Origin of the sequence: Proteus vulgaris, from assembly GCF_033708015.1 — a bacterium.
In the GTDB taxonomy this organism is placed as follows: domain Bacteria; phylum Pseudomonadota; class Gammaproteobacteria; order Enterobacterales; family Enterobacteriaceae; genus Proteus.
In genome coordinates, this window is sequence record NZ_CP137920.1 from 2,855,181 (window position 1) to 2,882,114 (window position 26,934).

Sequence of the window (26,934 nt, forward strand, 5' to 3'; positions counted from 1 at the left end):
TACCCTTTTACTTTTTCGTAAATACAACACTATTCACTATTGCTTGTGCCGTAGGAAATGGTAATTGACCAATAAAGGTAATTTCATTACCTTCTTTGTCATAGGTATAAATTGTATTACGACCATACCTCAACATTTTATCGCGTTCGGGCGAATTAACCTGTTGACTACTTTTATTAACATAAATAGAGAAGTCAAATAAACCATCGCTAAATAAAATAGACTGACTGAACTCAGTTTCAGAAATTTGATGGTTACTACGTTTTACCTCTTTAAATCCCTCAGGTAATTGACTAACCGACCAGTTATAAACTAATGGCTTAGTTTTTGGTACAAGTAATAAAGGTGGCATATTGACGGTACGTAACGCATTAAGTTCTGTTTTGACGTTACTCCCTTCATTAACGGTGATCACTCGAAATTGTTCAATGATGTCATTATTCTTATCTAAAAGATCGACTCTTAAAGGCAAATATCTTTCTTCATCAATAAACAAGACATAATCATAACGGTCATTGTTTTTTGAGAGCACTCGGACAACTCGGCTTGGAATATCACCAATATGCGTTCTACCTGCATCAATAAAATTATAATAATCTGATAATTCTTTGAAATCTTGGTAAATGATCGAAGGGATATAATCAACAATATGATCATTTCTTAAGCTAAAAGCATCTAAGCCTGGCTCAAAATAGCTGATTTCATCACCACGTTGAACTATTTCACGGCGAGTACTATCCATTTGCATTAATTGTGCAAGTGGTTTGCCATCAATAAGAGTGTGACGATAGCGAATAGGAACAATACCTTGAGAATTGATATTGATAAAAGATAATTCATAGGTAGAGCTTTGACTTGTCTGACCCATCTTTTGCAACAAAGCCTCGACACTACCCGTTTGAGGTTGTGCCAAGGCTTGTATCGGCATTGATAGGCTGCCCACCAGCAATAAGGTGGATAACCATGATTTTTTCATTACGACTGTTTTATTCCCACACGTTATTTATACATTCACATCTATTATTACTGTGCTACTACGGGTTGAGTTTCACCTTGAGCACTCACTGGTGCTTCATTTTGTGGTGCATTATAGATACGACGATCTAACTCATACTGTTGCAACATTAATCCAAGACGCTGATTACGCTCTTGTAAACGTGTTTGCTGGTCTTTACCTAAAGTATCACTTTGAAGATTTAAGCTTACCGGTGAACCTGAACCCATAATAGGTTGAGTATTAAATACAGGCGTGTCTACTTGGAAATCTTCAGAACCGCTTTGTCCATTATATTGTTGAACCCCCACAATAACAGCTAATGAAACACAAGCTGCGACACCGATTTGAGTTAACTGACTTGCCCAAGGGCGTAACTTTTGTAAGAAAGCGTGCTGACGCCATTGTGATGGCGCAGGTTGCTGCTCTCGTTGTTGTTCAGGACTTATGCGAACAGGTTCATTCTCTAAAGCGAGCGCAACGCGACTTGCGATATCAAAGTGGACTACTTCACCTACATCACCACGCATTGTGTCACGAATCAAATGGTAGCGTTGCCATGTCTCTTTCATTGAGTCATCACGTGCAATTGTACCCATTAATTCTTTATCAAGAACTTCGCCATCCATAAATGCAGAAAGTTTTTCTTTTTGCATGTAAAAGTACCCTTCAGTTAATGATGGTTCACCCACAATTAAAACTCTTGTATTAATGGTTGAACCTTATTATCAATAGCTTCTCGTGCCCTAAAAATACGTGAACGTACTGTTCCGACAGGGCAATCCATAATGACCGCTATCTCTTCATAGCTTAGCCCGTCAAGTTCCCGAAGTGTAATAGCAACCCTTAAATCTTCAGGTAATGACTCTATGGTGTGAAAAACCACTCTCCGTAACTCTTCAGACAACATTAAATTCTCAGGGTTCGAAATTTCTTTTAGCGCATTTGGTGATTCGAAATTTTCAACATCACTCGCATCCAAATCATTCGAAGGCGGACGTCGCCCCTGTGCGACTAGATAATTCTTTGCTGTATTCACTGCAATGCGATAAAGCCATGTATAAAAAGCACTATCTCCACGGAAAGAACCAATGGCGCGATAAGCTTTAATAAAGGCCTCTTGCGAAACATCTGGCACATCGCCCTGTGGTACGTAACGGGAAATCAGGCTTGCTACCTTGTGTTGATAGCGGATAACCAGCAAATTAAAGGCTTTCTGGTCACCATTTTGTACCTTTTCAACCAACATTTGGTCCGTTAACTGCTCGCTCATTAGAGATGGACTCTCCCGAAGTCAAGCTTCGCACTATTTTTAAATGACTCCGTCATATTTACTCTCGTTATTCCTTCTCGTTTTTATGAGCTACAAGACTTAGAGCATAAAAATAGTATGAAGTTCAATTCAATCATTATTTTAAGAGATGAATCACAAAAAAAATATCATGGTGATCACCTAACCAAAATGCAATTTGCCAATAAAAAAAACATAACACAATGATATTATTTAAATATATACGATTACTTACAACAATATATACTATCTTAAACAATGTATTATTAAATATAGATTTAATAATATAAATAAAAGTCAGTTACCCATGATTGGAACTTATCGGTATAGTGCCCTTCATGATCACGAATAATAAGTTCATCTATACTACATTTAACACCGCTTTGATTTTGTCTTTGAAATGCTAACAAAACTCGATGATAAGGTTTATCTGCGCTGTCTTTAATATTAACGCGCTTTGCAATATTCCACTCTTTTTTTTCTGCAATTTCAATAAATTGCTCACCAATAGAATAAGGTAATACGACACAGAGCAAACCATCTTCAGTGATAAGTGATTGCGCACTATCCAGCAATCCCTCATGCGTTAAGGTTTTGGTATAACGTGCTTGCTCACGAACATCATTACGACACGCAATTGCTGGCTCAAAATAAGGCGGATTACTCACAATCAAATCATATTTATTTTGCACTTGCTCTGCATAATGATGAATATCACTATGATGGATATGAATAAATGAATGCCATTGTGACCCTTGAGCATTTTCTGTCGCTTGTAATGCGGCTTTCTCATCCAGTTCAATGCCATCAATACACTCAATTTTATTCGCTCTTTGAGCGAGCATTAATGCAATTAAGCCACTCCCCGTACCAATATCAAGTGCTCTTTTTACATTATCGATAGGTGCCCAAGCCCCTAATAAAACACCATCTGTACCCACTTTCATTTCACACTTATCATGAGCAACAAAAAATTGTTTAAAGGTAAAACCACCTTTGCGTAATCCTGCTTTTTTCACTTTCTTTTGATTCATCTATTGGCTCTATTGATTTGTACAGCAATCTCTTTTTTATTGCTTATCAATCATGTCACGTAAAAAGAGATATATGGTAAGATAACGTTTCTACAACCCCTATCTTAACATTAAACTATTTGTATACGATGCACGCTTATTTAGATTAAGCCTAAAAACAACGAATACCTTCGTCTATCGGTAATATATAATGTGATAGCGGTAAATCCTCTGGCTTTTAGCGGGGGATAATGTCAAAATCCGCGCCCTAAACAGAGGTATACAATGACAGCCACGACATTTTCCAGTCTTGAACTTGATGAAAGTTTATTGACCGCATTAGAAGAAAAAGGATATCAACGTCCTACTGCTATTCAAGCAGATGCAATTCCTGCTGCCATGGATGGACGCGATATTTTAGGCTCTGCGCCAACAGGCACAGGCAAAACGGCGGCCTTTTTGCTTCCAGCAATTCAACACTTGCTTGATTATCCACGTAAAAAATCAGGCCCGCCGCGTATTCTTATCCTGACACCAACACGCGAACTTGCCATGCAAGTTGCCGATCAGGCAAAAGAATTATGTGCGCACACACATTTAGATATCGCCACGATCACGGGCGGTGTTGCTTATATGAATCACGCTGAAGTCTTCAGTGAGAATCAAGATATCGTTGTTGCAACAACAGGTCGTTTATTGCAGTACATCAAAGAAGAAAACTTTGACTGCCGTGCGGTGGAAATGCTGATTTTAGATGAAGCAGACCGTATGTTAGATATGGGTTTTGCTAACGATATTGAAACGATTGCAGGCGAAACTCGCTGGCGTAAACAAACATTACTGTTCTCTGCAACACTAGAAGGTAATGCAGTTATTGATTTTGCACAGCGCATTCTCAACGAACCAGTTGAGCTGAATGCCGATCCATCTCGCCGTGAACGTAAAAAAATTCAGCAATTCTATTATCATGCTGATAATCTCGAACATAAAACAGCGTTACTTGCTGCATTACTGAAGCAAGATGATGTTAAAAAATCGATTGTCTTTGTTCGTAAAAGAGAGCGTGTAAGAGAGCTTGTCACTGCGTTAGAAAAGCAAGGTATTAAATGTAGCTACCTTGAAGGTGAAATGGCACAAACACAGCGTAACGATGCGATCAAACGTTTAGAATCAGGCAAAATGAATGTGCTTGTTGCCACTGACGTTGCTTCTCGTGGTCTTGATCTTGACGACATTACACACGTTTTCAACTTTGACTTACCTCATACTGCGGATGTTTACTTGCATCGTATTGGTCGTACAGGACGCGCGGGTCGTAAAGGTATCGCAATTTCATTAGTTGAAGCTCACGATCACCCATTATTAGGGAAGATTGGCCGTTATATCCAAGAGCCAATTAAATATCGAGTTGTTGCTGAACTACGCCCAGAAACCAAAGCACCAAGCCTAAAAGCAACTTTCAAACCTTCTAAAAAAGTGCTTGCAAAACGTAAAGCAAAAAAAGAAGAAGAGAAAAAAGCGGTTAAAGAAAAAGTGCGGGCTCGCGATCGTAAAAATATAGGTAAACGCCGCAAAGCCGTTGCTGAGCATACAGAAAAAAAAGTTGCGCCTACTGCACCAACAAAAAAAACGAATACTGATAACGAATAACTGTATTTTTTTACTCTTATAAAAAACCGTAGCTATACAATATAGTTACGGTTTTTTGTTATTTTATCTTTTTTCTTATTCTATATAGAAAAAAAGCCCGATATTTTTATATCGAGCTTATTATTAACTTATTACTTTAGTAAAAATTACAGACTTTCTGTAAAAGTACGAGTAATAACATCACGTTGTTGTTCTAGAGTCAGTGAGTTAAAACGCACAGCATAACCAGAAACACGAATAGTTAATTGAGGATATTTCTCAGGATTATTAACCGCATCTTCCAGTGTTTCACGACTCAATACGTTAACGTTAAGGTGTTGACCGCCTTCTACACGAACAACAGGTTTAGATTCTACAGGCACTTCACGGTATTCGATATTGCCTAGCTCTTTGCGGTTAATCACTTGACCTTCTTCAAAGCCTTTTTTAGCACAGATGCAACGAGCTTCGCCATTTTCATCATCTAATAACCAAAAAGAGTGTAATAAATCGTCATTATCAGCTTTAGTAATTTGGATACCAGTAATCATTTCGACCTCCAATTTGGGCGCAAAATCAAATTCCAATCTCATATCAGAACTTGGGTATTTGGTCTAACCAATGTTTCTATCTACTTATATACCAGTATAAATGGTGTCATTCTTTGATAAATATCAACAAAATTTCTAAGCCTCTCACCCATCAGGGTGCAAAGTCTTGTTTTAAATCAAAAATCACTTATCACTGATTTGCAATTTTTTTTGTAAATTTTCAAATAAAAGTTGAGGGTACAATTAATTTTTATTTTTAGTCCGTAATATTTTCATTACTCTGATGAAATCGGTAAGCTTAGGCACTATAAGATATCAACAAGGATTTTAGGTTATGACTACCCCATTAACTTGGCATGATGTGATAGGCGCAGAAAAAGAAAAGCCTTACTTTCATCAAATTATGTCTCAAGTCGCACAACAAAGAGCTGCAGGTAAAATTGTTTATCCTCCTCAAGAAGATATTTTTAATGCTTTTCGTTTTACGCCTTTTGATAATGTGAATGTCGTTATTTTAGGGCAAGATCCTTATCACGGGCCTAATCAAGCACATGGACTCTCTTTTTCAGTGCGACCAGGTGTGCCAGCCCCCCCTTCATTAGTCAATATGTATAAAGAGCTTGAGAAAGAATATCCCGATTTTAAACGTCCTAACCACGGCTATTTAGAAAGTTGGGCAAAACAAGGGGTATTATTACTTAATACTGTATTAACGGTAGAGAAAGGTCAGGCTCATTCCCACGCTAACTATGGTTGGGAAACCTTTACTGATGCAGTCATCGAACAGATCAATCAGCGAAGAAATGGGGTTATTTTCTTACTTTGGGGTGCCCATGCTCAGAAAAAAGGGCGTTTTATAGATACCAATAAACACGTTATTTTAAAAGCACCTCATCCATCTCCGCTTTCTGCTCACAGAGGCTTTTTAGGTTGTGGTCATTTCAAACAAGCCAATGATATTTTACAGCAACAAGGTCGCTCACCAATCAATTGGCATCTTGATCCCATTGAATAAAATCACCTGATAAAATTTATAAAATACAAAACCGCACAATAACAAGAATATTAAATAATCTTCGTATTGTGCGGTTTATTTTATCTATATGTGATAACGAATGTTTTATCTATCTTATTTAGAAACAATAACCATAGCTGGGCGTAATAAACGACCATTTAAGGTATATCCTTTTTGCATAACATCAACCACATGATTAGATTCATGCTCAGGGCTATCAATTAAAGTCATCGCTTGGTGAACTTCGGGGTTAAATGCCACGTTTTTTTCTTCCACCACTTCGATACCAAATTTACGAACAGCATCTAAAAATGATTTCAACGTTAATTCTAACCCTTCAATCATAGGTTTTAATGATTCATTTTCATGATCAGCCGCTGATAAAGCACGCTCTAAATTATCGAGTACAGGCAATAACTCATTAGAAAACTTTTCAAGTGCAAATTTATGTGCTTTCTCAATATCTTGTTGAGTACGACGACGCACATTTTCAACTTCCGCTAAAGCACGAGCCATGGCTTCACGTTCTGTTTTTTGTGATTGCTCCAGTTGTTTTTCAAGAGAATCGATACGTGCTAATGCTTCCACTAACTCAGCTTGAGCATTAAAGTCCGCTTGTGCTTCTTCAGTCATTGTTGGCTCTTGAGACTCATCCATTACAGATCCCATTCCTTCTTTTTCTTTTGAGACTTGCTCTTCATGTACATTTTGTTCTTTACTACTCATGAACATCTCCGCGTAGTTTTGGTATTCATCTTCATATTTAGTTTATTATGGGGATCAATAAACGGGTTTCAAGGAATTGGCGCAAAACGAGGGTAAAAAAATGCCAGACAATACCGTAACGGAAGAAAAACGCTTTAAATGCATTGGCATTGTTGGTCATCCACGCCACCCTGAAGCAATTTCAACACATGAAATGCTTTATCATTGGCTATTGGCTCAAGGCTATGACGTTATTATTGATACACAAGTTGCTCAAGAGCTGAAGCTAGAAAATGCACAAACAGGTGATTTAACACAAGTTGGCAAAGTTGCCGATCTCGTTATTGTTGTTGGCGGTGATGGCAATATGCTTGGGGCTGCGCGTGTTTTGTCCCGCTATAATATTAAAGTGATTGGTGTCAACCGAGGTAATTTAGGCTTTCTGACTGACCTTGACCCTGATAATGCCTTACAGCAATTAACTAATGTGCTGGCTGGACACTATCGTGAAGAAAAACGGTTTTTACTTGAAGCCCGCGTCTATGCTGAAGGTCAAAGAAATCGCATTGGTACAGCCATCAATGAAGTCGTACTTCATCCTGGTAAAGTTGCTCATATGATCGAGTTTGAAGTTTACATTGATGATCGCTTTGCTTTCTCTCAACGTTCTGACGGCTTAATTATCGCAACACCAACGGGATCAACAGCCTATTCACTTTCTGCGGGTGGTCCTATTTTAACGCCAAATCTTGATGCTATTGCGCTTGTGCCTATGTTTCCACATACCTTATCAGCACGTCCTTTAGTTATCAGCAGTGATAGCCAAATTCGCTTAAAATTCTCACAAACGAATATCGATTATGAAGTCAGTTGCGATAGCCAATTAGTGTTACCCATTAAAGAAGGTGATGAAGTTATTATTAAAAGAAGTCGTCAAAAACTCAATTTAGTTCACCCGACTGATTACAATTATTTTAACACACTCAGCTCAAAGTTAGGTTGGTCGAAAAAAATGTTCTAATTTTTGTGCCTCACTACTTTACTGTATAAAAAACCAGTTTATACTGTATGTAATTACAGATATGTTTTTATACACAGGAGAGGCACTATGCTGACTCAATTAACCATTAGTCATTTTGCCATAGTCCGTGAACTTGAAATCGATTTTTCTGGTGGCATGACCACCATTACAGGCGAAACTGGCGCAGGTAAGTCTATTGCAATTGATGCACTGGGTTTATGCTTAGGTAACCGTGGTGATGCTAATATGGTGCGCCCAGGTGCGACTAGAGCCGATTTATGTGCACGATTCTCACTCTCTGATACGCCATCAGCACAACGTTGGCTCGAAGAACATCATCTTGATGATCATAACGAATGCCTATTAAGAAGAACTATTTCTGCTGATGGGCGTTCTCGTGGTTTTATCAACGGCACTTCTGTACCACTTTCACAATTAAGAGAGCTTGGTTCTTTACTTATTCAAATTCATGGCCAGCATGCTCACCAGCAACTTCTAGAGCCCCGCTATCAAAAACAATTGCTTGATATCTATGCGCATGAACCTACTTTATTAAAAAGCATGAAGTCGGCGTATCAAACATGGCATCAAAGTTGCCAAACTTTAGCCGCTTTTCAACAACTCTCTTTAGAACGAGAAGCTAGGCAGCAACTGGTTGATTACCACTTAAAAGAGCTCAATGAATTTCAACCAGTACAAGGCGAATACCCAGAATTAGATCAAGAATATAAACGTCTTTCTAACTGTGGGCAGTTTTTAACACTAAGTCAAAATAGTTTACAAATTTTAAGTGACAATGAAGAGCAAAATATTTTAAGTATGCTTAACGTAGCTAAACATGAAATTGCTGAACTGACCTCTATGGAAAGTCAATTCAATTCACTATTAGAGATGTTAGAAGAAGCAACTATTCAAATTAGTGAAGTGAGTGATGAACTTCGTCATTATAGCGATCGCTTAGAGATGGATCCTAATCGCTTATTTGAAGTAGAAAAGCGCATGTCTAAGTATATTAGTTTATCACGTAAACATCGCGTGGCACCGGAAGAACTCTATGATCTTCATCAGCAATTAATTGAAGAGAAGAATGCTCTGCTTCGTCAAAATGATGATTGTGACGCTTTAATCGAACAAGTCAAAGCTGACCATTTAATTGCGTTGGATGTCGCAAAACAACTGCATCAAGTTCGCCAACAATATGCAAATGAATTGAGTCAACTTATCACTAACAGTATGCATCAGTTATCCATGCCACATGGTTATTTTACTGTTGATATCTATTTTGATGACAGCTCACTGCAAATTGATGGTGCTACAAAAGTTGAATTTAATGTCACCACAAACCCAGGACAACCTCATCAAGCGCTTTCCAAGGTGGCTTCAGGCGGTGAATTATCACGCATTGCGCTCGCAATCCAAGTGATCACAGCAAAAAAAATGGATACACCCGCACTTATTTTTGATGAAGTCGATGTGGGTATCAGTGGTCCAACAGCGGCTATTGTGGGTAAATTGCTGCGCGAGTTAGGCGAGTCAACTCAAGTTATGTGTGTCACTCACTTACCTCAAGTTGCAGGTTGTGGTCATCAACACTATTTCGTTAATAAAGAGACAAATGGTGAAGAAACAGAAACAACCATGAAACTGTTATCGAAAAAAGAGCGCCTACAAGAGCTCGCTCGTTTATTAGCAGGTAGTGAAGTCACCAAAAATACCTTAGCAAATGCAAAAGATTTGTTGGCTGCATAACGATTAACAAACTTTTATTGATATTTAGGGTCATAGGCAGAGCGTGAAAGGTTTTCAATTGCTGCGTTGTCGATTATCATCGTCACTATGACCCTAAAAGGAATGTAATAACCATGCGTTTTAAACTGTTAAAAGTTACCGCCTTATCTTTAGTCGTAATGACTTCAGGTTGCTCTATGTTCGAGAGACTGGTTTATCACCCAGATATCAATCAGGGAAATTATTTAACACCAGCCGAAGTCGCAAAAGTTCAGCAAGGAATGACACAGCAGCAAGTTCAATTTGCCCTTGGTACGCCAATGCTTAAAGATCCTTTCGGAAGTCAGACTTGGTATTATGTTTTCCGTGAAGAGCCAGGCCATCAAAAAGTACGTCAAGAGACTCTTACGCTGACTTTTGATAGCAATGGCATACTGACTAAAATTGATAAGCAAGGCAATATGCCTAACCTCTCAGCACCTGAAACAAAATCGTAATACGATTACAGTGCTAAGAAAACTTAGTTTTGTATAAGATTGGCAAAAACGAATTGCACCCCATACGTTAAACTTGACGTTGGGGTGTGTTTTTATAAAGAGAAATTGCTTTATAGTCGTGTTGTCTTTTATTGTATCTGTCTGTAATCAAACGAACTATCAGTGCAGTCTATGATGCTTCCTTCTATGGGGCAGAAAGCATAATATTAATCTGCTTTTTGTCGTGCTTTCTCAGCACGTTTACGACGCATCTCTTTAGGATCCGCAATTAAAGGTCGATAAATTTCAACTCTATCACCGTCTCGCACATTATCGCTTAACTTTGCTGGTCGACTATAAATACCCACTTTATTCTTAGTCAAATCAATATCATTACAAATCGTTAAGATATTTGAAGCAATAATGGCTTGTTCAACAGTGTCCCCTAACGTTAGTTCAACAGGGATAAGGTACTGTTTATCAGGCAACGCATAGGTTACCTCTACCCATATTTTAGTCACGATAGATCTCTTTCGCTCTGAGAGTAAATGCCTGAACCATATTGTTCGTTAAATCCTTAAAAATACGGCCAAAAGCCAACTCAATTAATTTATTAGTGAATTCAAAGTCTAGCTGAAATTCTATCTTGCACGCATTATCATCAAGTGCGGTAAATACCCACCCCCCGGTTAACTTACGGAAAGGACCATCAACAAGACGCATATCAACACGTTCATTAGTCTTTAAAAAGTTATGGGTAGTAAATGTTTTACTAATTCCCGCTTTAGAGACATTTATTGATGCAATCATTTCTTCTGGAGTGCTTTTGATCAGTTTACTTCCAACGCATCCTGGTAGAAAATCAGGATAAGTAAGAACATCATTAACCAGTTTAAACATTTGCTCTGTGCTAAAAGGGACAAGAGCAGATCGACTAATCTGAGGCATAGTTATTCCTGTACGACAACACTGTGTGTGATCATATCATTGAACAGTGACTAATTAAAAATCTAATGGAATATAGCTTAAGTTTTATGCAATTGAAAAGAAAACAGTCGGTTAAATGATTTCTTTCTATTGCTCATACAGTATAATGTGGACATTATGACAAAGAAAAAATCACACAAACCTGGTTCTGCGACCATAGCGTTAAACAAACGTGCTCGCCATGAATATTTCATTGAAGATGAAATTGAAGCGGGCTTGGCGCTTCAAGGCTGGGAAGTTAAATCACTGCGTGCAGGAAAAGCCAACATCAGTGATAGCTACGTTGTCATGCGTGACGGTGAAGCTTATCTTTTTGGTGCAACCATTACTCCTTTAAATGTTGCATCAACTCATGTGGTTTGTGATCCGACACGTACCCGTAAACTATTATTAAAACAACGTGAACTTGATAACCTTTATGGTCAAATCAACCGTGATGGTTATACCGTTGTTGCGCTTTCCCTTTATTGGAAAAACGCTTGGTGCAAAATCAAAATTGGCGTTGCAAAGGGTAAGAAAGATCACGATAAACGTGAAACCATTAAAGATCGTGAGTGGAAATTAGACAAAGCACGTATTATGAAAAATGCTAACCGCTAAATTGCGTTAAGTACTAGCAATTACAAGTATTTTTCTGATATACTCGCTTTCAACAACTTGGGGCTGATTCTGGATTCGACGGGATTTGCGAAACCCAAGGTGCATGCCGAGGGGCGGTTGGCCTCGTAAAAAGCCGCAAAAAAATAGTCGCAAACGACGAAAACAAACTAGCACTAGCAGCTTAATAACCTGCTTAGAGCCCTCTCTCCCTAGCTTCCGCTCTTAAGACGGGGATCAAGAGAGGTCAAACCCAAAAGAGATCGCGTGGATGCCTAGCTTGGAGTTGAAGCGTTAAATCTAATCAAGCTAGCTTATTCATGGCGTGTCTGTCCGCAGTGGGTAAGTGAAATCAAAGACTAGACTAAGCATGTAGTGCCGCGGATGTAGAAATTTCGGACGCGGGTTCAACTCCCGCCAGCTCCACCAAATCTTGACTTAGTGACACTCACTAAATCCTAAAAAAGCTTTCAGAATCAATGCTGAAAGCTTTTTTTATGGCTTGTAATGTGTAGTTATACTCGCTGACAATCACTGTTTTTAGTTATATAATTAGTTATATACACACCATATAACTAAAGGACGTATAACTATGGCGCGTACAACTATACCGTTAACTGACACAAAAATTAAAACAGCCAAGCCCACAGACAAAGAGTACACCCTACAAGACGGTAACGGCCTGTACTTATTGATAAAACCCTCGGGTTCCAAGATATGGCGATTTAACTACTATCGGCCAATCACTAAGAAAAGAACGCTTGTCAGTTTTGGTAGTTACCCCGCAGTAAGCCTCGCAGATGCCCGACAAAAAAGAGAAGATGCCAAAGAACTCCTCGCCAAGGGCATAGACCCGCAAGAACATAAACAAGCAGAAGAACAGCGTCTCTTTGAGGAAAAGAACAATACCTTCAAAAAAATTGCCTGCAGTTGGTTTCAAATAAAATCCAAATCAAACCTGCAAGAAACTACTCTAAAAGATATCTGGCGCTCCCTCGAACTACACGTCTTCCCTACCGTTGGCAATACCGCCATCACCGAACTTAAAGCACGTCACTTTATCACCGCACTAGAGCCATTAAAGGCACAGGGCAAGCTTGAATCAGTTAAGCGCGTGGCTCAGCGTATTAATGAGGTCATGTACTACGCGGTTAACGTTGGTTTCCTTGATGCTAACCCAGCGGCTAAAATCACCGCTGCATTTGAAAATCCGGTTGTCAAAAATCTCCCCGCACTACGGCCTGAACAACTACCAGAACTAATGTCAGCATTACAGGGCGTCAACATCGAGCGTCAAACATACTGTTTACTGCAATGGCAGCTATTGACCATGACTCGCCCAGCAGAAGCGGCTGAAGCAACATGGGATGAAATAGACACCGACGATAAGTTATGGACTATCCCTGCCTCACGCATGAAGATGAAACGGGAACACATAATCCCGCTATCACCACAAGCTCTAGCCATTCTTGAAATCATGAAACCTATCAGTGGTCATAGAGAGCACGTATTCCCAAGCATGAAATCTCCTCATACCAAACCGATGAACAGCCAAACAGTAAATGCCGCCATTAAGCGCGTTGGTTTTGCTGGGCGTCTGGTAGCTCATGGTTTTCGCTCAATAGCATCAACCGCGTTAAACGAAAAAGGCTTTCCACCTGATGTGATTGAAGCAGCTCTAGCTCATATTGATAGTAATGAGGTTCGACGTGCTTATAACAGGGCTATCTACTTAGAACAGCGTCGTGAAATGATGGATTGGTGGGGGGAATTTGTGGAAAAATCTAAATTCTAATGTAATAACCTTGCTAGCAATAACGTCTTACCAGCAAGGTTATATAAAAATTATCCTCGAACCTCTAGCTCTTTAGAAATAAAGTCTTGGTGATATTGGTTCAAAGAGCTTCTATTATTAAATATAGAGTCTAGCAAGTTAACGGTTTCATCTATAGTCAAATCTCCTTGTATACGATTACCATTTGCAGACTGCCAACAAACATTGACTCCATTATGGTAGCCACCTCGTTTCAGGGGATATAAATGCCCTACCTGATATTCAGCTCGGCCATGTACCACATCATTTAACAATGTCAAATAATTTAATCTTTCAAGAGTTACAGGACACCGAGTGTGATTAAAACCACTGACTAATCCATTTTGATTTAATAATTGAATTACATCTTGAGGAAAATTATCAAAACCAATTAATTCAGAAAGAAGTTTTCGTTCAACACTCCAGCAATCAGTTAAACTCGCATACTGAAAGTCACCAAAAAGAACCTCCCACCGTTTTGCTCGATTAGTTTTATCTCTCCCTGTTAAAGCACGATCTGTTTTAAATGTTTTGGTCTTAATTTTGTTTACTATGCTTTGTTGCAAAACACTGTATAATATTGGTCTGACCTTAACCAACCAAGATATATCTTCGTTAAAAATCCATACAATATTATCAGGTGTATGAACCCGAGGTTTAGAAGGCTCTAAATAGTCAAACAAAAACTCATAAGGGACACTTCTAACTTTAAATAACTGCGTCAAAAACGTTAATGTTATATTTCCAGAGGAAATTTTTTCAATAATATCTTGAATGCAATTTTTAAAAATCAAAACGCATTCTTCAAACGTTGAAGCTCGGGGATCATTTCCCGGTATAAACTCTCCTCGAATTGGTTCGAATGAGCCTAATTGTGGCATCAATATTAGCCCAGAAAGCCATCTGGTTTTCATTTTTGTTGAGCCAACACTTAGATTAGTTAGCTCAATCAAAAAACTAAATCTAATCAAACTATCTAAAGTATTATTTATTATTGATGATTCAATTAATAATTGATTAAAATTATTTAATAATATGGCAAGTTCATCATCATTATTATTTATATTAAGCAATAAAAACTGTCTAACTGACGATACAGAAAACGAAAGTGCTCTTCCCCCACTATGCGAACCTCCAAAAGAGCCCCCTACTGTACGCCGCTCTTCATTTTCTAATGCTACTTTCAGTCGATATTCCAAACTCATAGCTTTAACATCCTTCCGAGGAGTAAAACTATTAAGTTACCTCACTACTGAATTTTTATCCATAAAAAAGAAAAGAGACAGAAACTTTGGTACATTATTCACTATAAAAATTTAAATATTCACACTAAGCGCAAGAATAGTAGATTAAAAAACACATAAAGACGTCTAGATAGAGAATAACTCAACCAACTCACTTGAAAAAAACACCACACACAACAATGTGTGGTGTTTTGTTAGAAACCATGTATTTCAAAGCATAATATAAAATTAAATATCCAATAATGGAAAAATGATCTCAACTTTAGCTCTTCTTGCTAACTCTCTAGCTTCAATTCTTTCTTCTATAGATTTTTTAACCATTTGCTCAATTTTATGCCTATGTTCCCTAGACCTAGGTATTGGCAATTGTAGCTCATAAACTCGCTTACCTAGCGTATCAATAATATCTTGAGTAAAACGTTTCGCTTTAATTTGCTTTACTACAGGATCACATGAAAGCAAGGCAAGAAGAAGAAAAGGTGACATCACCTCTTTTTTTCTCACTCTTATTTTATATAAATGACTTTGATAAATAATTTTTTCATCATATTTAGAAATATATCCACATGAGCCAATTAGGTAGGTTCCATCTCTTACCATTAAGATATCACCTTCCTTGACATCTTGTTTTTTTGCATAGGCTGTATATATTTCTTCTGAAACTCCTTGTTTCGGATCTATTTTTATTTCCCAGTTTGTTATATCAGAAGTCCTCACAAAGGGAATTGTCCCAGTACCATATGCTAATTTCCCTATCTCATCGCCAGTAGAAAACTCAATCACACCTTTATCTACTAAAGATTGAATTGTCACAATATCGTGTGTCGACTCTAATTTATCAATTTCATTCTGACTATCAGGATCGTAATAACGTGGAGCAAGGATATTATCAATAACATTTTTATCATTAATGTAATACCCAAGATTAGAAAAGTCTCTCTCCAGGATTCCATTTTGATAATTTCTTAGTAAATGAGGTAAGTCATTATGTGGGATAGAATTCCCTCGACTATCATGACCGCACCATTTTGCCTCAGCCATAAAAATTAATGAATTATTTTTATTATTTCGTTTAGTTGCAATTAATAAGCAAGTCTTAGTATGAGTCCCACCTTTACCACTAGTTTTAAATAAACTCTCAGGCATTCCACACACTGCATTTATTTCTGCATGATCTCGAATAAACTGAACAACATAACTTGTAGATGAATTAGATATCATACTTTCGGGTACTACCACCCCCATACGTCCGCCTGGCTTTAATAGACTCAAACAAAGTTCTATAAATAGAATCTGTGGGGGTGTATTAGCTTTTAGCACATTTGTATTAATTAACTTACCATTATCTTTACTTACAGACCACTTATGCGCCAGCTCAAATTTTCTTCTTACCTCTTCAGAACCAACCTTTATTTTTGCACCAAATGGTGGGTTTGCTAAAACGATATCATAGCTATTTTCTACAGGAATATTTAATTTCTCTCCACCTTCAGTTTTCCATTCAATAGAATCGGCACAAAATATATTCGATTTTTTTAACGTTACTAATGCAATATGAGCATTAGCAAGTTTTGCTAAATATGAGTCCTTTTCTATTCCATATAGAGAATCATTAATGATATCCCTTTCTACACCCTTATTAAGTAAATATCGAGCGGAATAACTTAGAAAACCACCAGGCCCACATGCAGGATCAATAATTTTTTCACCAGGCTTAGGTTCAATTGCTTCGACTAGCCATGCTATTGCCTGATGAGGTGTAAAGAATTGCCCTTCAGCCATTCTCAAATCTGAACTAATAAAACTTTGGTACAATTCACCTAAAGGATCTTTTGATGGATTAGTGAGATCTATATAAGATAATTCTTTATCAACATACTGAATGGTTGAGGGATCTAATAAAATTTCCTCATCATCGTCAAATATATGCGGTAATTGAACTTTAAGTTTTAAAAACTCTCTTCTATATAAAAGAGCTATTTGCTCAGCAGGCTCATTACTGACATCAATATTTTGAGATGAAAATTTCACCTTACAAAACAAACATTTTACAACTTCATGCAAGAGAGTTTTATCACGAGTTATTCCAATGACCCTTCCTGCTAAATAGTTTCTAATTCTTGAATATACTTGATGCATTTCTATATCAACATCGAGGGCTTTCTCAAGCATTTATCTTACCTTTTATAATAAACTCAATAGGTTATTATTTTAACACAAGACAAAAAAACATCAACTGTTTTCAACAAAAGACAAAACATAAACTGTTTAAAAGAGTATGTATATTAATGAGCAAACATAGCCACTATAAAATTCATAGTGGCTATCCATTTAATAAATACTTTGATTATGTTACGGGTACTATATCTGCAAACAATACCTCCGCCCCATGCCCTTACGTACTGCTCGAGTATTCTTTCCCGTGGCATCACGCAGCAGCATTCCTTGTGCGGCCAAGTGCTCCAACAGCAATTTCCGTTGTTGGCGATCGGGCTCAATCTCTTTTAAAACATCACTTTTTAAAGCTAATACGCTCACACCATCAATTTTCTTCTTAAAGACGGCAAGTTCATCAATCTCATCACTAGAAAGAGACTTATCTTTATCCAAATCCATAACATCAACAGTAGAAAGCAGAGGTAGCAGCTCATCTGGTATGCGAACAACCTTTGGAGCGGATTTAACAGCCCCCTCGTTCAAATAGGCACGGGCATCCTGATAACAACGAGAAATCCCGTTCATGACGTCTTTCTTATCAAACGGCAATACCTTGTATTTAGCGGCCAAAGCCCCCGCAGCATAAGTCAAGGCAAAACGTTTAGCCGTGCGTATTTCTACTCCATTGTTTTTATCAACCTTATGCTTTTTCATAAAGAAATCAATACGTTTATTTAAGTACTGCTTCATTTTTTCAGGATTAGCCTTGCGTTGACTAACATATTTCTTCAAAAATGCATACTGGGCTGTACCGTGATACTGATTGCACAGCACCGCTATGTTTTGTACTAATTCGCTAGAAGAACCCACTTCCATTGGTATTGTTTCAAAAATACCGTGACCACTTCCTGTATCCGCAGGAATATCGATAGCACGAGCTTCTTCCCCCTCAAGACGAGAGATTCCACCATCAGCAGCGTGTTGTTTTAAACTACGTTCTCCTGCACTTAGAAAAATAACACGCCACTCATCGCTCCCCTTCTGCTTTTCATAATTCTTTGAGTATTTAGTCCCGCGGCCACTCGCTAAGACATAAGTGACTCCCTGAGTTTTTTCCGCAGCTTTTTTAGGATTAGAGTCCGCGAGTTTCAATTCATCAAGACACAATAAAGCGTCATTATGGGCTTGGGCTAGCTCTTGCCCTGCCTTGTCAGTAAACTTCATCGTATTGACATATTCAGGGCTACCATAGGCTGAGGCACTAAAGAGTAAAACAGTGCTTTTCCCTAGAGAACTCATTCCAAAAACATGAAAACCGCCACTTTCTATTCCCGTATCCTTTAACAAAAATGCAGAAAAAGCCGAACATAAACCAAGCATCAAACGTGAACTATAAGTAGCATAAACAGCTAAATTATCCTGCCAGTTCTGGAGGCTACCCTTTTTACTGACTGCTGGTAGATTATTTTGATACTCAGGCTGTATTATCGGACCATACTTATCATCGCTTCCCCATATTTTTCCACACGGTGAAACATAAGAATCGCCAACAAATCCGGGCTTTTTAGTTAGAATAAATGTGTTGTCACAATGTTCGCACAACTCATCAATTAGCTGCTTACGCACATTTTTATCTACATTGGCAGGAAATCCTTTAGAGATTAATAAGCTAAAAAACTCACGAGGCTTATCTAATAAATTAGTATGGATAATTAGCTTTGTCATACCTAAATCAAGGCTAGAATATTCAATTAATAAAAACGATTCATCAGCACTGCTTTTCATAACAGAACGAGCTAATAGCTTAACTACGGGCTTAAATTTTTTCATAATAAAATCCATTATAAGGTAACATGTTCAAGTAAACGTGATAGGCCGTCTGTATCACCTATCACTTAATCACCAATAAAAAATTAATTACATAAATATGAATGTAGCTATAGCCATAAACTGATCAGTGTTGGTGGATTAGATCTGTCTAACCATAGAGTTATTGCATCTACGGAGGCTATAGCTATAGTTTTGAGGCTATTTAGTATTACGTTTCAATGACAATCCAGATTTAGAATGTGTAATGCCATACATAAACTTCAGTCCAGATAGACCTACGCTATCTAATTTAATTAGAGCTTGAATGAACTGTTTTTTACGTAAGCGATAATCTTTGGTACGGCGCTGTCCATCGCATCCCTGATAAAGTTCGATACGTTTCCATTGAGTTTTAAAAATATAAGTAATCTGTTTCTCTGGATTACGTAACATCCCTACATGCATAGGGCGATTCTTAACACCATCCCGTGCATTCATATTTTTAGGACGTTTCATAAAATTGCGTAATTTTGTGAATGCCTCAGCGTCATATTCCATCAATAGATGAAAATGAAGTATCCAGCGCTTACTATCTGAATGAAAATCAGCTTCAAGCGAACCAATCGCAATACCGTTATAGCCAATCCGTTGAAGCTTTTTATAGAACTTATTAATTAGATTATTAATGTCATATTTTAATAATTCTCCATCTTCTAATGAATCACATAAAAATACTAAAGTGACAAAGCGTATATCATTAAATTGCTCTAAATTTGCCACGATATCTTTTGCCATTGCTGTTTTGTTTATATGACAACAAATAGGACAGGCAGCACTTTTACAATAAACTCCAATATCACAATTGGCTAACTTATTTGCTAATTTATTTGCCTTCTTACTTTTACTGTTAGATAAGTAATTATGACGAGTTTCTAATTCTTTAAGGCAATCTACTAATTGCTTTTTATTTTTAAAATATGAACATTCTTTCAATATTGATTGAATATAAGAATGACGAATATCATTATGAATAAAACTCATATTGTTTTCCTTTTAGGATAATTAGTTTTTATTGAAATCCAGACAAATAAATCCCATACAGAAATAATTAATTATTTCCGTTGCTTATGCTTTATCTGGATATCGGTGGTGTATTACATAGATTACATAGTCCGAGACTGTAACCACTGTTGAATTGCCTCAAAGTCGTAACCAACGCGGCGAATACCGATCTTAATACGAGGCGGGAAATTAGCCTTAGCTTCTAAATAATAAATAGAATTGCGCGTTTTATAATTTAGCATTTCCATTACTTCACTCATGGTGACAATCTTAATTGTGTTCTTAACGTTCATTTTTGATTACCTCTGTTTGTTGTTGAGTGACACTAATTATCCTTAAATCAAAAATTGATATGGTAATTTTACGAAATTAATTGTAGTTTTACGAAAAAATCACCCCATCACATTGATTTTTAATGGTTATAAAAAACCTCTTTCTGCAAATGAGACACTCTCAGTACCGCCCACAACAAAGTGATCCAATACCCTGATATCCACCAGTTCAAGCGCATATTTCAGCTTTAACGTAATGTGCTTGTCGGCCTGACTAGGCTCAGGATCGCCGCTTGTATGGTTATGCACAAAAATGATAGCGGCAGCATTCAACAATAGTGCTTGCTTGACGACTTCTCGAGGGTAGATAGCAGTTTCATTAATCGTTCCTCGAAACAGCTCCTTAAACGCTAGCACTTGGTTCTGGTTATTCAGAAACATGGCGCAAAATGCCTCGTACTCATAGGATGCCAGCTTCAATTTAAAATATTCACGAGTTTGGTTGGGTGAGGTTAGTTTGGTACGCCGTTTAAATCGTCTGGCTAGTAGCGTATTGGCAATGTTCAAAATATCTTGTTCAGTAACGGGCTTGTTGATGGTGTAATAGCCCTTGTCTTTAGTTGGTTGAAATAACATAGCTCGCCCTACCTAAAACGGTCGTTCAATAAAATAGATTGCTGTAGGGAATAGTGTGTGGCGTGTTTTTTGAGGAATTAATGAGAAGGAGTCTTGTTGCGCTTTTACGTTGCCACTACTATCAAAAAAATAGAAATACTTATTATCCGCACCAATAATAATTGACCAGTGCTCTTGTGTTCCAATTAATATCACTCGTTGGTAAAGGTTATCTTTGTTATTAATAAAAGTGATTATATCTTTTATGATATTTTTGGTGCGGAGGTTAATTTGGTGTTGATAAGGTTTTTTGATTATTAGAGGGTAGTGCTTAAGATAATATCCCTGCTGAAGGGTCGATTGAATTAGATAGTCCATTTCATCATCATCTAATCCAGATGTCATTAAATCATAAATGTCATAATGGTATTTATATTCTAGCAGTAATGCATTAATTAGCGGTTTTCTTTTTATCCGGCCATCATATAAATAAGCCAGTGTATTAACTAAGCTATATATACCACACAAACAGTCTAAGTGGCCTTGTTGAGACGCACGCAACCCTCTATTAAATCTCAATAGATAATACCTTTGCTTGATTTTGAATATATGTTTTTGGTCAGTGGAAATATAAAATAAATATGATATTTACCACTTTTAGTATTATATCAAATTCAACACCTAAATACAAATAATTATTATTATCAATTAGTTAACTTATCAAGAAGCACAATAAAGGCACGTTGCTGTTCACTAGAAAGTTTTGTCCATAACAAATCTAGTTGAGCTTTTAGCTCTTCAGTTTTTACACTCTGGTATACCTTTTCAGGTTCTTGTCTGCTTTCTTCGTCATGACTAATAAAAAACCAACTAATCGGTGTGTCCAGATAAGTAGCAATATCAATTAAGTGAGTCACGTTAATCTTATTGGTTCCCCTCTCATAGCGAGAGAGCTGCTGCTGTGAAACCCCAATCTTTTCAGAGAGGCTAGCCGCCGTTAGCTTTTTCTCCTTACGCCTCTGCTGAATACGCTTTCCGATCAGTTTATCGGCTTCTGTTACCGTGAGTTTTGACATTGAACCACCTACCTTAAGGTTACGCTTTACCTAGTAAGTGGAATTTTCGTCTACGTTTACACTTGTATAAACATCGCCATTAGTGTAATAATGCCATTAAATACTCGCTTATGGACATTTTTACTAAAAACGTATCTTTAAAAGGAAGGGAAGACGTTGACTAAGTGTAAATATTGCGGTTTGACCGCTAATGCGGGTCAGCCTTGTAAGAAAAGTCCAGCTGCTTATCACATCGTTGATAATGGAGAAATAACGATCGCTGACATCAGGGAAAATTATAAAAACGCTCATATCAATTATGGCGATTTATTAATAAAAATTTGATTATTTATTAAGGATTATAAAAATGAAAACAATTTCTGCTTTATCATTTCTAACACTATTTATATTAACAGGCTGCGATGCTGGAACACCAAAATGCAATAGTGAAGACGCTCGTGAATTGGTCGTTAAAATTGCCCATGAGAATCATGGACAAAAAGCATTATATAATGCGTTGGTAAGAATGGGACTTCCTGTTGGTACTAAATTTAATGATGTCAATTTTTCAGTAATAAATATCAGAACAACGGGCAATAATTCGCAATTAAACATTTATCAATGCGCGGCTGATTTAGAACTTTCGCACAGAGCTGCTCGAGAAAAAAGAAGCATCCCAATTACATACCAAATACAGAAAACTGATGATAGTAATCAGTTTTATATCAATGTATACGGACTGTAGTGTTTTCACCCGTTTAGATTCAGGAACAATTGAATAATTGAGAGTGAATTATGCATAGTCTTCTAAAACTTATGGAAAAACATGATCAGCAAGATTTTTTAATGCAATCAGCTAGGGAATGGATAACTCAAAATCAGTTTACTGATATCTCTATTTCTAAAATACAACGGCATTTTCGTATTGGTTACAATCGTGCGGCTAATATCCTTGATATGCTAGAAAGAGAGGGCCATATTAGAAATAAATTCATGGAGGATAATTATGAGTAAAGTGGCACAGGAGGCATCGCTGATGCTATACCTTATTCCTATTCTATTTCGGTAGAAAAACATCGCTCAAAAAATTGCGACAAGCAGATACAACAAATTAATAAAAATAGATGAAATAGATTCGACTATTTAAATGTCGTTCAATCGGTATTTAAAAATTATCAATCTTTTATTGCGAAAATTAATATCAGAACTTGAGATTAATTAATAGAAGGCTATAACAGCGATTTTTTGTGTGATCGCCTGATAAAATAACAAAAATGAGATCTCCATCACAATAGAAAAACCCATCTAACACAGTAAACTATCTTCAACTATTTAAGATGATGTGAGGATGTGATGGCGCTACCAGAAAGACACTACTACCCATTAGCTATAGCAGCTAAAAAGTTAAAATGTGATGTAGATGACCTTCTCCATTATGCAGGTATTGGTTTACTAGAATTATGCATTTTAGCACCTAAATCTGAGTGTTCAGTTGAGGAATTAGAGAATAATGATGAATTAGTAAAAAAATGTTTTTCTCCTTCAATAAATTATATTGATAAAAGTATACCGAATGAAGATAAAAAGAAAGATGAAGATGAAGATGAAGATGAAGATGAAGATGATTACGACAAAATGATCAGCGTGATATATAAAACAGTTAATACAAAACTATTAACTCGGTATGGTCCTAAAAGCAATAAAATAGGTAGAACTACCATTACAGGTCTTCTAGCCATACCTTTTTTTGATGTAAAAAATATAGATTGCTCCGATAAAGATTTCATACAGCCAAATTATCTATATTTGCCAAGAACAAAAACAAAGTTCACTATCACAGAAAATATAGAAATAAATAACATTTATTTAAATAATGAGCTTACAATATGTCAGGAGCAATTTTTAATTACAGCAGAAGAATTAACTCTATTAAATAAAGGAGGTGAATTAATTGAGGACAAACGCCCCCTAAAAGCCAAACACGCTGACAATTCTGAATATTTCAATAAATCTCCTAAAGCTGAATCTAAAAAGTCTGAAAATTTAAAATCAGAATTTATTAAAAATCTATTATTAGTAAAATATGGCGATAAAGTAGCAGAAAATCCTCGCCCTTTCTTAGAAAATACCCATAGTGCTATCCGGAGAGACTTTGAAGAGAAAGGACTAATCCCGCCAAGTGGGGTTACAGTAAGTGAATGGTTAAAGTGACCTTTTAGCAAACTTAAAATCTACCTATGCAAAAATGATGATATTTTAATCAATATGATAGTATGCTAAAAACGAGAAATAGGCATTTTGTCGCCATCGTTATAACCTGGATGGCAGAGAGTATCGACGGATGGCTGTAAAAACGACTCAACTATCCTCACTCCAAACGCCTTACTAATGTATTTTAAGTTCATTATTTTGATAATTGGAAACTATTAATGGCAAACGAGAAAGTATTACCCACACTAGATGCAGAAAAATTACGTGAAAACGCTCTGCTCTCTATACAACTTGGTATAGAGGATTTTGAGCTATCCCAGCGAAAAATTGAAGATGGTGGAAATCCAGCACGAGCATTGTCTTCTGTAAGAAATCTGTTTGCAGGAATGCTTCTCTTGTTCAAATACAAAATCGCAACATCTGTTGATGAACCGGAGGATGCCTATACCCTGATATATAATCCACCGAGAATACTTCCTCGATCTGATGGTAATGGTGGTGTTGAATGGACTCCAGATGGCAATTTTAGATCTACTACAATTGATACAGAAGCAATCAGGCATAGATTCAAGGGTTTTGATATTGAGGTGGATTGGAAAGCAATCAAGCAACTTCAGGATTGCAGAAATGATCTTGAACATTTGCATCCAGAAAATACTTTGGGTGAAATTGCTGGATTTGTTGCAGATCTTTTCCCTGTGCTTAGTGACTTCATTACACAGCAACTTGGAGAAGCACCACTCCCATTACTAGGTAGTTCTTGGGAAATTATGCTTAAACATAACTCTCTTTACGAGGCTAAACGCAAAGAATGCAATGTGTCATGGTCTTCTGCCGATATTCCTAAACATATGGAACGTTTCCTACCAGAATGCAAATGCAACATGTGCCATTCAGATTTACTTGCTGCTTCAAACGATAGTCTTGACGGTGGGTACAGTGTCGAAAGCAACGAGGACGAATTTAAATATAGATGTCTTGCCTGCGGGTATACAGACCTTATCACACCATTACTCATGCAAGCACTCTATGATGAAGACGATTATGACTGGCGAAGTGGTCAGGACTCGAATATTGAGAGTTGCTTCCAATGTGGACACGACACATTTTTAATCGCAGAACAAGTATGCGTTTGGTGCGATGCGACTTTAGACTATGAAGAATGTAGTATCTGTGGTGAGCATTTGAAACAAGACGATCAAGATAATAGTGGTTTATGCAGTTATCATTATCATCTTCATACAAAAGATGACTAAGCCGTAACAGAAACTTACTTTATATGTATTACCCACGACTTGATGTCACAATGCCTACTATAAGACACGATGAAACCTGACTGTTCTGTCATAATCAGGTGTAATCGGCCTCTTAACTTTCTCCCAATGCCAGAGTCCAGCTAAACCAAACTAATACTCTAGCCCATGTTTCTGTACCAGAATAAGCTGTAATTACGTCTCAAATGAATCAAAAATCCTAGGTCATTCTTTCTTCCAATACACTGTTGGATCGATAGCAAATGGATTAGGTTTTAATCTGACCATTTTTCGCCCATCGGTATTATCGAACCATTTATTCAATCCAGCAATTTGAGACGGAGTCAATGCTAGTTTCTCATGAAGATAACTCCGCAGACTTTCAACATAGCTTAAATCTTTTTCCTGATTATCTTGAATAAATTGATTGATCCAAAATTCGCATGCATAAAGAGCCTGCAAATTTTTAAGCGAATATTCTGGAAAAGAGTTACTGCCTATTAATTTTTGCAGAAAAATAAAATCGCTATCTGTTAAGCTAGCCAATTGGTATCGCTTATAAATAGCATCGAGTTTACTGTATTTAATTTTAGGGATACTTTGAAGTTTTTTAACACGCAATAACAGATATGCGATGGCGTTTTGTTTGCCACGTTCATCTATTGTAGAAGCAGCTCTCACTCTCCCGTCGTTACCTTTAAGCCGAGAACTTGATGCTGCCCCATCATCTTCACTGTCAGGTTCTAAACATCCCTTCGTCAGATCAGGAACTTTTTCCTCTGGATTACTAACATAATCAGGATTGCGCGCGCAATTAGGACCAGAGAACCCTTCGTTACCTTCATTATCAACAACGACATATCCCTTACCTGATGTGATATAGTGCGTCTTGCTACCGAAAACACAAGCACAACGCTCAGTGAAATCAATACGAACAACTTTCCATAGCATAGAGCTGCTCCCATGGTAATAGAATTCTTGCCTTAGATATATTCAACCTACATTGCTATAAACAAATAATTAATAGAATGATACCTAAAACCTTGAAGAACCCAGACCTGCGGCGACTGACGAGGTTCAGCCAGAAGCTATATTTAGAGCGAACCAAAATGTAATTCAAGGTTTCTTCTATTATAATTATAATACCACTATCATTGTAGAATATGGTTTCATAAACAAAATTCAAAGCAATATCAATACACATTAACTAAATTCATCATACATTTCTTGCATGCTTTTTTAAACAATCATATTGATGATTTTGAGTTATAGTTATACGTTTAGTTATACAAATAAAGTTGAACTTAAAATTAACAATTAATATCAATAAATTAAAAATTAAATTCAACTTACGCCAGCCACCAAATTATCTTCTAAGGACGTCCAAAGAAGACTGAAAAGCCCGCTAACTCAATGAGTTGCGGGCTTTTTTATGT

The 26,934-nt window shown here is 37.1% G+C and carries 28 protein-coding genes and 1 other RNA gene; 12 read left to right on the forward strand and 17 right to left on the reverse strand.

Features of this window, described 5'->3' with window-relative positions:
- Nucleotides 1–7 precede the first annotated feature (7 nt).
- From rseB to trmN, 4 genes are all read right to left on the reverse strand, one after another.
- Complete coding sequence (rseB, locus tag SB028_RS13745; protein WP_069367818.1) at nucleotides 8–976, reverse strand: sigma-E factor regulatory protein RseB; 969 nt, start codon at nucleotides 974–976, stop codon at nucleotides 8–10.
- A 47-nt stretch (nucleotides 977–1,023) separates the two neighbouring features.
- Nucleotides 1,024–1,650, reverse strand: a complete 627-nt coding sequence (gene rseA / locus SB028_RS13750; RefSeq protein WP_248620715.1) for an anti-sigma-E factor RseA — start codon at nucleotides 1,648–1,650, stop codon at nucleotides 1,024–1,026.
- A 38-nt stretch (nucleotides 1,651–1,688) separates the two neighbouring features.
- Entirely contained in the window at nucleotides 1,689–2,267 is a 579-nt protein-coding gene (rpoE, locus tag SB028_RS13755) for an RNA polymerase sigma factor RpoE (RefSeq protein ID WP_006533574.1), read from the reverse strand.
- Nucleotides 2,268–2,563: 296 nt separating this feature from the next.
- Nucleotides 2,564–3,319 carry a tRNA(1)(Val) (adenine(37)-N(6))-methyltransferase TrmN gene (gene trmN / locus SB028_RS13760; RefSeq protein WP_069367816.1) on the reverse strand — a complete coding sequence of 252 codons (756 nt, stop codon included), beginning with the start codon at nucleotides 3,317–3,319 and terminating at the stop codon, nucleotides 2,564–2,566.
- Between the two features lie 264 nt (nucleotides 3,320–3,583).
- On the opposite strand from trmN, the gene srmB reads away from it, so the two are divergent.
- Entirely contained in the window at nucleotides 3,584–4,948 is a 1,365-nt protein-coding gene (srmB, locus tag SB028_RS13765) for an ATP-dependent RNA helicase SrmB (RefSeq protein WP_069367815.1), read from the forward strand.
- 146 nt (nucleotides 4,949–5,094) lie between these two features.
- On the opposite strand, the gene grcA is transcribed toward srmB, so the two are convergent.
- On the reverse strand, nucleotides 5,095–5,478 hold the full coding sequence (gene grcA, locus SB028_RS13770; RefSeq protein ID WP_069367814.1) for an autonomous glycyl radical cofactor GrcA: 384 nt from the start codon (nucleotides 5,476–5,478) through the stop codon (nucleotides 5,095–5,097).
- A gap of 334 nt (nucleotides 5,479–5,812) precedes the next feature.
- On the opposite strand from grcA, the gene ung reads away from it, so the two are divergent.
- Nucleotides 5,813–6,493: a uracil-DNA glycosylase gene (gene ung, locus SB028_RS13775; protein ID WP_069367813.1), complete on the forward strand. Its 681-nt coding sequence runs from the start codon at nucleotides 5,813–5,815 to the stop codon at nucleotides 6,491–6,493.
- 114 nt (nucleotides 6,494–6,607) lie between these two features.
- Here ung and grpE read toward each other — a convergent pair whose 3' ends face one another.
- Nucleotides 6,608–7,219: a nucleotide exchange factor GrpE gene (gene grpE / locus SB028_RS13780; protein WP_069367812.1), complete on the reverse strand. Its 612-nt coding sequence runs from the start codon at nucleotides 7,217–7,219 to the stop codon at nucleotides 6,608–6,610.
- Nucleotides 7,220–7,319: 100 nt separating this feature from the next.
- On the opposite strand from grpE, the gene nadK reads away from it, so the two are divergent.
- The 3 genes from nadK to bamE all read left to right on the forward strand — a co-directional run bounded on the left by nadK (nucleotide 7,320) and on the right by bamE (nucleotide 10,444).
- The gene (nadK, locus tag SB028_RS13785) at nucleotides 7,320–8,219 is read left to right on the forward strand and encodes an NAD(+) kinase (RefSeq protein ID WP_069367811.1); all 900 of its coding nucleotides are present in this window, start codon (nucleotides 7,320–7,322) and stop codon (nucleotides 8,217–8,219) included.
- Nucleotides 8,220–8,306: 87 nt separating this feature from the next.
- On the forward strand, nucleotides 8,307–9,968 hold the full coding sequence (gene recN / locus SB028_RS13790) for a DNA repair protein RecN (protein WP_069367810.1): 1,662 nt from the start codon (nucleotides 8,307–8,309) through the stop codon (nucleotides 9,966–9,968).
- 113 nt (nucleotides 9,969–10,081) lie between these two features.
- Nucleotides 10,082–10,444, forward strand: a complete 363-nt coding sequence (bamE, locus tag SB028_RS13795) for an outer membrane protein assembly factor BamE (RefSeq protein WP_069367809.1) — start codon at nucleotides 10,082–10,084, stop codon at nucleotides 10,442–10,444.
- A 206-nt stretch (nucleotides 10,445–10,650) separates the two neighbouring features.
- On the opposite strand, the gene SB028_RS13800 is transcribed toward bamE, so the two are convergent.
- Both SB028_RS13800 and SB028_RS13805 read right to left on the reverse strand, forming a co-directional pair.
- On the reverse strand, nucleotides 10,651–10,947 hold the full coding sequence (locus tag SB028_RS13800) for an RnfH family protein (RefSeq protein WP_369961909.1): 297 nt from the start codon (nucleotides 10,945–10,947) through the stop codon (nucleotides 10,651–10,653).
- Complete coding sequence (locus SB028_RS13805; RefSeq protein WP_069367808.1) at nucleotides 10,937–11,371, reverse strand: SRPBCC family protein; 435 nt, start codon at nucleotides 11,369–11,371, stop codon at nucleotides 10,937–10,939. Before SB028_RS13805 ends, SB028_RS13800 begins: the two co-directional genes overlap by 11 nt.
- A 156-nt stretch (nucleotides 11,372–11,527) precedes the next feature.
- On the opposite strand from SB028_RS13805, the gene smpB reads away from it, so the two are divergent.
- From smpB to SB028_RS13820, 3 genes are all read left to right on the forward strand, one after another.
- Entirely contained in the window at nucleotides 11,528–12,010 is a 483-nt protein-coding gene (gene smpB, locus SB028_RS13810) for an SsrA-binding protein SmpB (RefSeq protein ID WP_069367807.1), read from the forward strand.
- Nucleotides 12,011–12,069: 59 nt separating this feature from the next.
- Nucleotides 12,070–12,436: a transfer-messenger RNA gene (gene ssrA, locus SB028_RS13815) on the forward strand.
- Nucleotides 12,437–12,599: 163 nt separating this feature from the next.
- The gene (locus SB028_RS13820) at nucleotides 12,600–13,802 is read left to right on the forward strand and encodes an integrase domain-containing protein (protein WP_318859594.1); all 1,203 of its coding nucleotides are present in this window, start codon (nucleotides 12,600–12,602) and stop codon (nucleotides 13,800–13,802) included.
- Nucleotides 13,803–13,852: 50 nt separating this feature from the next.
- Here SB028_RS13820 and SB028_RS13825 read toward each other — a convergent pair whose 3' ends face one another.
- From SB028_RS13825 to SB028_RS13860, 8 genes are all read right to left on the reverse strand, one after another.
- The gene (locus SB028_RS13825; protein WP_318859595.1) at nucleotides 13,853–15,025 is read right to left on the reverse strand and encodes a hypothetical protein; all 1,173 of its coding nucleotides are present in this window, start codon (nucleotides 15,023–15,025) and stop codon (nucleotides 13,853–13,855) included.
- 267 nt (nucleotides 15,026–15,292) lie between these two features.
- Nucleotides 15,293–17,236: an N-6 DNA methylase gene (locus tag SB028_RS13830; RefSeq protein WP_318859596.1), complete on the reverse strand. Its 1,944-nt coding sequence runs from the start codon at nucleotides 17,234–17,236 to the stop codon at nucleotides 15,293–15,295.
- Nucleotides 17,237–17,425: 189 nt separating this feature from the next.
- A complete protein-coding gene (locus SB028_RS13835) occupies nucleotides 17,426–19,051 on the reverse strand; it encodes a DUF927 domain-containing protein (RefSeq protein WP_318859597.1) in 1,626 nt (541 codons plus the stop codon).
- 198 nt (nucleotides 19,052–19,249) lie between these two features.
- Nucleotides 19,250–20,071: a hypothetical protein gene (locus tag SB028_RS13840; protein ID WP_318859598.1), complete on the reverse strand. Its 822-nt coding sequence runs from the start codon at nucleotides 20,069–20,071 to the stop codon at nucleotides 19,250–19,252.
- Nucleotides 20,072–20,193: 122 nt separating this feature from the next.
- Nucleotides 20,194–20,385 carry a helix-turn-helix transcriptional regulator gene (locus tag SB028_RS13845; RefSeq protein WP_218466327.1) on the reverse strand — a complete coding sequence of 64 codons (192 nt, stop codon included), beginning with the start codon at nucleotides 20,383–20,385 and terminating at the stop codon, nucleotides 20,194–20,196.
- Between the two features lie 126 nt (nucleotides 20,386–20,511).
- Nucleotides 20,512–21,000 carry a RadC family protein gene (gene radC, locus SB028_RS13850; protein ID WP_318859599.1) on the reverse strand — a complete coding sequence of 163 codons (489 nt, stop codon included), beginning with the start codon at nucleotides 20,998–21,000 and terminating at the stop codon, nucleotides 20,512–20,514.
- Between the two features lie 12 nt (nucleotides 21,001–21,012).
- The gene (locus SB028_RS13855) at nucleotides 21,013–21,558 is read right to left on the reverse strand and encodes a hypothetical protein (protein WP_318859600.1); all 546 of its coding nucleotides are present in this window, start codon (nucleotides 21,556–21,558) and stop codon (nucleotides 21,013–21,015) included.
- 125 nt (nucleotides 21,559–21,683) lie between these two features.
- Entirely contained in the window at nucleotides 21,684–22,055 is a 372-nt protein-coding gene (locus tag SB028_RS13860; protein WP_318859601.1) for a helix-turn-helix transcriptional regulator, read from the reverse strand.
- A 346-nt stretch (nucleotides 22,056–22,401) separates the two neighbouring features.
- Between SB028_RS13860 and SB028_RS13865 the strand changes: the two genes are divergently transcribed.
- From SB028_RS13865 to SB028_RS13880, 4 genes are all read left to right on the forward strand, one after another.
- Complete coding sequence (locus SB028_RS13865; RefSeq protein WP_318859602.1) at nucleotides 22,402–22,779, forward strand: hypothetical protein; 378 nt, start codon at nucleotides 22,402–22,404, stop codon at nucleotides 22,777–22,779.
- Nucleotides 22,780–22,829: 50 nt separating this feature from the next.
- A complete protein-coding gene (locus SB028_RS13870) occupies nucleotides 22,830–23,048 on the forward strand; it encodes a DNA translocase FtsK (protein ID WP_318859603.1) in 219 nt (72 codons plus the stop codon).
- 339 nt (nucleotides 23,049–23,387) lie between these two features.
- A complete protein-coding gene (locus tag SB028_RS13875; RefSeq protein WP_318859604.1) occupies nucleotides 23,388–24,245 on the forward strand; it encodes a hypothetical protein in 858 nt (285 codons plus the stop codon).
- 218 nt (nucleotides 24,246–24,463) lie between these two features.
- The gene (locus SB028_RS13880) at nucleotides 24,464–25,501 is read left to right on the forward strand and encodes a hypothetical protein (RefSeq protein WP_318859605.1); all 1,038 of its coding nucleotides are present in this window, start codon (nucleotides 24,464–24,466) and stop codon (nucleotides 25,499–25,501) included.
- Between the two features lie 222 nt (nucleotides 25,502–25,723).
- Here SB028_RS13880 and SB028_RS13885 read toward each other — a convergent pair whose 3' ends face one another.
- On the reverse strand, nucleotides 25,724–26,449 hold the full coding sequence (locus SB028_RS13885; protein ID WP_318859606.1) for a hypothetical protein: 726 nt from the start codon (nucleotides 26,447–26,449) through the stop codon (nucleotides 25,724–25,726).
- Between the last annotated feature and the right edge of the window lie 485 nt (nucleotides 26,450–26,934).